The organism is Paenirhodobacter sp. (assembly GCF_050177655.1).
Taxonomy (GTDB): Bacteria; Pseudomonadota; Alphaproteobacteria; order Rhodobacterales; family Rhodobacteraceae; genus Rhodobacter.
Genome location: NZ_JBFXGV010000080.1, coordinates 1 through 6,286, shown reverse-complemented (window position 1 = coordinate 6,286; position 6,286 = coordinate 1). Strand labels below are relative to the sequence as shown.

The 6,286-nt window shown below is 66.0% G+C and carries 6 protein-coding genes; all 6 read left to right on the top strand.

What is annotated here, in order from left to right:
• A partial coding sequence (locus tag AB7U46_RS17280; protein WP_428338227.1) for an FAD-dependent oxidoreductase occupies window positions 1-1,899 on the top strand: 1,899 nt, incomplete at its 5' end.
• A 64-nt stretch (window positions 1,900-1,963) separates the two neighbouring features.
• Window positions 1,964-3,037, top strand: a complete 1,074-nt coding sequence (locus tag AB7U46_RS17275) for an ABC transporter ATP-binding protein (RefSeq protein ID WP_428338226.1) — start codon at window positions 1,964-1,966, stop codon at window positions 3,035-3,037.
• Complete coding sequence (locus AB7U46_RS17270; RefSeq protein WP_428338225.1) at window positions 3,034-3,897, top strand: ABC transporter permease; 864 nt, start codon at window positions 3,034-3,036, stop codon at window positions 3,895-3,897. The genes AB7U46_RS17275 and AB7U46_RS17270 overlap by 4 nt, the downstream gene beginning before the upstream one ends.
• The gene (locus tag AB7U46_RS17265; RefSeq protein WP_428338224.1) at window positions 3,894-4,694 is read left to right on the top strand and encodes an ABC transporter permease; all 801 of its coding nucleotides are present in this window, start codon (window positions 3,894-3,896) and stop codon (window positions 4,692-4,694) included. Before AB7U46_RS17270 ends, AB7U46_RS17265 begins: the two co-directional genes overlap by 4 nt.
• 30 nt (window positions 4,695-4,724) lie before the next feature.
• Entirely contained in the window at window positions 4,725-5,744 is a 1,020-nt protein-coding gene (locus tag AB7U46_RS17260) for an extracellular solute-binding protein (RefSeq protein ID WP_428338223.1), read from the top strand.
• Window positions 5,745-5,798: 54 nt separating this feature from the next.
• The coding region (locus tag AB7U46_RS17255; protein ID WP_428338222.1) for an amidohydrolase family protein at window positions 5,799-6,286 on the top strand (488 nt) is incomplete at its 3' end.

Here is a 6,286-nt window from a genome sequence, read left to right as displayed (position 1 = left end):
ATCTTCACCGAACAGACCGAGATGCACCATACCTCGGAAATCACGCCCTTCATCGAGCTGCGGCTCTGGGACGACGACGATATTCCGGCGCTCAATCGCATGTCCGACGCGATGAAGACGCGCGGCGCGCTCGCGGGCATCCAGCTCGCCTATTCGGGCATCAACGGGCCGAACCTTTACACCAAGGAAGTGCCGCTCGCCCCCTCGGCGCTGCCGATCCGCACCTTCACCAACGACCCGGTGCAGGCGCGCGCGATGGACAAGACCGACATCAAGAACCTCCGCCGCTGGTTCGTGAACGCGGCGAAGCGCTCGAAACTCGCGGGCTTCGATCTGATCTGCCTTTACGGCGCGCATGGCTTCGGCATCTTCCAGCATTTCCTGAGCCGCGCGACGAACCAGCGCTCGGACGAATACGGCGGCTCGCTCGAGAACCGGGCGCGTTTCGTCAACGAGGTGATCGCCGACATGCGCGACGCGGTCGGCGACACGATGGGGATCACCCTGCGCGTGAGCCTTGATGAGCATATCGGCGCGCTTGGCTTCTCGAACGCGGAGCTGCGCGAATTCATCGAGATGAACGCCGATCTGCCCGACCTCTGGGATCTGGCGCAGGGCACCTGGGAGGATTGCTCGGGCCCGAGCCGCTTCAAGGAAGAGGCCGCGCAGGAGGTGCTGGTGACCGGCATCCGCGAGCTGACGTCAAAGCCCGTCGTCGGCGTCGGCCGCTTCACCTCGCCCGACGTGATGGCGCGGCTGGTGCGGCAGGGCGTGCTCGATTTCATCGGCTGCGCGCGGCCCTCGATCGCCGATCCCTTCCTGCCGAAGAAGATCGAGGAAGGCCGGATCGAGGACATCCGCGAATGTATCGGCTGCAACATCTGCATCACCGGCGACATGACGATGTCGATCAGCCGCTGCACCCAGAACCCGACCTTCATGGAGGAATGGCGCAAGGGCTGGCACCCGGAAAAGATGAACGCGAAGGGCGAAAGCTCGAACGTTCTGATCGTCGGCGCGGGGCCTGCGGGGCTCGAGGCGGCGCGCGCGCTGAGCTTGCGCGGCTATGACGTGGCCTTGGCCGAGGCCGGCACGGAACTCGGCGGCCGCGTCGCGCGCGAGCGCAAGCTGCCGGGGCTGAGCGCCTGGGGCCGGGTCGCGGATTACCGCGCCTATCAGCTGAGCCAGCGCCCGAATGTCGAGACCTATTTCGACAGCCGGCTGAGCGCGCAGGAGATCCTCGATTTCGGTTTCGAGAATGTCTGCATCGCGACCGGATCGCATTGGCGCGCCGATGGCGTCGCGCGCCAGCATGTCGTGCCGATGCCGGCAGATCCGGCGATGCCGGTCTTCACGCCGGACGACATCATGGCCGGCCGCCTGCCGAAGGGCGAAGTGGTCGTCTTCGACGACGATCACTACTACATGGGCGGCGTGATGGCCGAACTGCTGGCGAAGGCCGGCTGCACCGTCACCCTCGTCACCCCCTCGGCCTATGTTTCGGACTGGACGCTGAACACGCTCGAACAGGGCGCGATCCATCGCCGGCTCGTCGAAAACGGCGTGAAGATCACGCTGAACACCGGCATCGCGGCGCTGCATGCGGGCGCGGTCGAAACCGAATGCGTCTACACCGGCGCCACAGCGCGGCTTGGTTGCGACGCGGTCGTCATGGTCGCCTCGCGGATCTCCGACGACGCGCTTTATAACGATCTGATCGCGCGGCAGGGCGACTGGGCCGATGCGGGGATCCGCTCGGTCAAGGTGATCGGCGACGCCTGCGCGCCGGGGCCGATCGCCTGGGCGACCTATGCCGGGCACCGCTATGCGCGCGAGCTCGATCAGCCCGATATCGGCGATGCACTGCCGTTCCGCCGCGAGGTCACGCGCCTCGCATGATTTTGTCCGGGCACTGATTGGGAGGCCGGTCGCCCGGGCCCGAAGAGCAACAGGGAGCTCACAGATGACACGCGGAAAAGCGGTCGAAGTCTTCAACGTCACCAAGCGCTTCGGCGATTACCTGGCGCTCGACCAGGTCAGTTTCACGATCCACGAGAACGAGTTCTTCACGCTGCTCGGCCCCTCGGGCTGCGGCAAGACCACGCTTCTGCGGATGATCGCCGGGTTCGAGACGCCGAGCGCGGGGGCGATCAGCCTCTTCGGTGCCGAGATCGAGAGCCTCCCGCCGCACAAGCGCCATGTGAACACGGTGTTCCAGAGCTACGCGCTCTTCCCGCATATGACGCTCGAGCAGAACATCGCCTTCGGCCTGGAAAATCTCGGCTGGGAGAAGGCGCGGCGGCAGGCGCGGGTGGCCGAGATGCTCGAGATGGTGCATATGACGCCCTTCGCGCGCCGCCGCCCCGATCAGCTTTCGGGCGGCCAGCGCCAGCGCATCGCGCTTGCCCGCGCGCTCGCACCGGAACCCAAGGTGTTGCTCCTCGACGAGCCGCTTTCGGCGCTTGACCTCAAACTGCGCCAGGCGATGCGCGACGAGCTGCGCGAGCTGCAGCGCGCGACCGGCATCACCTTCATCTTCGTCACCCATGACCAGGACGAAGCGCTCGACATGTCCGACCGCATCTGCGTGCTCGGTGGCGGCAAGATCCAGCAGATCGGCACGCCGTCGGAGATCTACGAGGAGCCGGAAAACCGCTTCGTCGCCGATTTCATCGGCGAGACGAATTTCCTGGCCGCAGAGGTGATCGCGATCGAGGGCACGACCGCGCGCGTGCGCACCGCCTTCGGCTTCGAGATCACCACCTTCCAGAAGGGGCTGACGGGCCCGGGCCAGGCGACGCTCTCGTTGCGCCCGGAAAAGATCGGGATGGAGGATCAGGCCGCGGGCAATCTGCTCACCGGCACCGTCTCGGCGAAGAATTACATGGGCGGCTACACCCATTACACCGTCGACACGCCGGCGGGCGCGCTGCGGGTGTCGCGGCGCAACGCGGTGAGCCAGTCGCAAAGCTACGAGATCGGCCGCGAGGTCCGCCTCGGCTTTCGCGACGACAGCGCGCGGGTGCTCGGCCAATGAGGGGGTTCCGCTTCTGGGGCCTCGTGCCCGCCTGGGTGTTGATGCTCGGCACGCTGATGGTGCCGCTTTGCATCGTCGCGATCGTCTCGGTGGCCCAGCGCGGCGCCTATGGCGGGTTCGAATGGGCCTTCACGCTCGAGCCCTACAAGGAGATCCTGTTCTCCGAGGACTGGGACGGCAATCTCGTCTTCGATCCGAAATATCTCGGCATCATCGGGCGCACGCTGGCGCTTGCCGCCGCGACCACGGCGATCTGCATGGCGCTCGCGCTGCCCGTCGCCTATGTGATCGCGACGCGCCCGCCGCGGATGAAGGCGGCGCTGATTTACCTTGTGACCCTGCCGTTCTGGGTCTCGATGATCGTGCGGGTCTATGCCTGGCTCATCATTCTCAGCTCCGACGGTTTCGTCGGCCGGATCTGGGCGGCCTTGGGCGGGCAGGGGACGCTCCTCTTCACCTCGGGCGCGATGCTCACCGGCATGGTCTACAGCTATATCCCGCTGATGGTGCTGCCGGTCTTCGCCGCGATCGAGAAACTTGACCCGGCGCTGCTCGAGGCGGGCGCCGATCTTTATGCGAGCCGCTGGACCACGGCGCGCCGGGTGATCCTGCCGCTCACCTGGCCCGGGCTGGCGGCGGGGGCGATCCTCGTCTTCGTGCCGGCGCTTGGCACCGTGCTCGAGCCGATGCTTCTGGGCGGGGGCAAGCAGATCATGATGGGCACGCTGATCCAGACGCAGTTCGGCAGCGCGCGCAACTGGCCCTTTGGTGCGGCGGTGGCGCTTGTGCTGATGGCGCTGGTGGTGCTCGTGCTGATCGCCAATGCGCGGCGCGCGATGCGCAAGGAGGCAAGGGCATGAGCACTTCCCATGACGTTCGCCATTACCCGGGCGCCGGGCTCGTCACCTGGGTCTTCTTCCTCTGGCTTTACGCGCCGATCGCGGTGGTGATCTGGTTTTCCTTCAACGAGAACCGCCTCGTTTCGGTCTGGAGCGGGTTTTCGACGAAATGGTACGCCGCGGCCTTGCGCAACGACGGGCTGCTCGATGCGCTGCGCACCTCGCTCACCGTGGCGGTCACCGCGACCGTGGTCGCGACGGGGATCGCGCTTTGCGCCGCGATGGTGCTCAGCCGCCATGCCGATCTGAAGTTCCGCCGCCTCTCGGAAACCGTGGTGAACCTGCCGCTTCTGCTGCCCGAGATCGTCGTCGCCGTTGCCTCGCTGATCCTCTTCTCGCAGATCGGTTTCACCAACGGGCTCGCGCGGCTGATCGTGGCGCATTCGGCCTTTTGCACGCCCTTCGCCTTCCTGCCGATCCGCGCGCGCCTCGCCGGGATGAGCGCGGATTACGAGGAGGCGGCGAAGGATCTTTACGCCGCGCCCTTCACCGCCTTTCGCCGGGTCACCTTTCCGCTGATCCTGCCCGGCGTCTTCGCCGGCGCGATGCTCGCCTTCGTGATCTCGATGGACGATTTCATCACCTCGAACATGCTCAACACCGGCGGCACCACGACGCTGCCCGTCTATATCTTCAGCCTGATCAAGAAGGGCACCACGCCCGAACTCAACGCGATCTCGACCCTTCTGATCCTCGCCTCCCTCATCATCGCGACGCTGGCCCTCGCCCTTTCGGCGCGGGCGATGCGGCGCGGCTGATCTCAAGAAACGACCCAACAGGAGAACCCCATGAAAACGAAACTGATCCTTGGCGCCGCGCTCGGCCTCGTGCTGGCGCTGCCCGCCTTCGCCGAAGGCACGCTCAACCTCTACACCTGGTCGGACTCGATCTCCCCCGACCTGATCAAGAAGTTCGAGGAGAAGACCGGCATCACCGTCAATGTCGATGGCTTCAACTCGAACGAAGACGCGCTGACCAAGCTGCAGGCCGGCTCCTCGGGCTATGACATCGTCACCCCCTCGCAGCATTTCGTGAAGATCATGATCGACCAGGGCCTGCTCGAGAATATCGACGCCAAGGACATGGCCGCCTTCGCCCAGGTCGACGACAAGTGGAAGAACCAGTGGTGGGATCCGACGAGCGAATATTCGATCCCGCTCGCCTATGGCACCGCCGGTTTCACCGTGAACCGCGACCAGTATAAGGGCCCGGTCGACAGCTGGTCGGTGTTCTTCACCCCGGGCGCCGAACTGAAGGGCAAGATCGCCGATCTCGCCGCGCCCGACGAGGTGGTGGGGGCCGCCGAGCTTTTCCTCGGCGTGCCGTTCTGCTCGGAAGACAAGGCCGAGATGAAGAAGGTCTATGACCTGCTCAAGGCGCAGAAGCCTGATGTCGCCGCCTATTCCTCCGACAATATCGAGAACCGGATCGGTTCGGGTGAGGTCGCCGCGCATTTCTGGTGGGATGGCAATTCGCTCAAGACCCGTCTCGACGGCGCCAACATCGAATATGCGATGCCGAAAGAGGGGCTCGTCGGCTGGCTCGACAGCTATGTCGTGCCGAAGGGCGCGGCCAATGTCGATGCCGCCAAGCAGTTCATCGACTTCATGGCCGAGGAAGAGAACGCGACCGAGCAGTATAATTACTACGCCCATTCCTCGCCGGTGAAGATCGACCTCGCCAAGGCGAAATACACCCCCGAGAACGCGCCCGAGCTGTTCCCGACGGTGCCGGTGACCTTCTCGCAATCCTGCTCGCCCGCGGCGCAGGATCTGGTGACCAAGGTCTGGACCGACCTGCTGCAATAAGCCTTTCCCCGGCCGGAGCCGCTCCGGCCGGGGTCTTCCTTCAGGACGAAGCCGATGCCCCGGACGATCGAGATCCATGACGCGCGCGACATCTTCACCGATGCGCCCCTTTCCCTGCGCCTCGACGGGGGCCGCATCGCCTGGATCGGGGCGCCCGGCACGATGCCCGAAGGTCCGCCGCCCGCGCGCCGGATCGAGGCCGCGGGGCGGGTGCTCTCGCCCGGGTTCTGCGAAAGCCATCTGCATCTTTTCTGGGGCGGCGCGACGCTTGCGCAGCTGAACCTGCTCGGCATCGAGGGGGCGGCGGCCGCGGCGCAGGCGATCGCCGGTTTCGCCGCGCAAAACCCCGCGGTGCGGCTGCTTGTCGCCTTTTCCGCGAATTACGAATTTCTCGGCCCCGGCACGCGCCCCGACCGGCAGGCGCTTGACGCGCTCTGCCCCGACCGCCAGCTTCTGGTGCTCGCCGTCGATGGCCATGCCGCCTGGGCGAACACCGCGGCGCTGCAGGCCGCGGGGCTGATGGCGGCGGTGCCCGCGCTCGA

What these genes read in the sequence shown, in the direction of transcription:
- AB7U46_RS17265 (WP_428338224.1), top strand. Translation starts at nt 3,894, where the DNA reads ATGAGCACTTCCCATGACGTTCGCCATTACCCGGGCGCCGGGCTCGTC.
- AB7U46_RS17270 (WP_428338225.1), top strand. Translation starts at nt 3,034, where the DNA reads ATGAGGGGGTTCCGCTTCTGGGGCCTCGTGCCCGCCTGGGTGTTGATG.
- AB7U46_RS17275 (WP_428338226.1), top strand. Translation starts at nt 1,964, where the DNA reads ATGACACGCGGAAAAGCGGTCGAAGTCTTCAACGTCACCAAGCGCTTC.
- AB7U46_RS17260 (WP_428338223.1), top strand. Translation starts at nt 4,725, where the DNA reads ATGAAAACGAAACTGATCCTTGGCGCCGCGCTCGGCCTCGTGCTGGCG.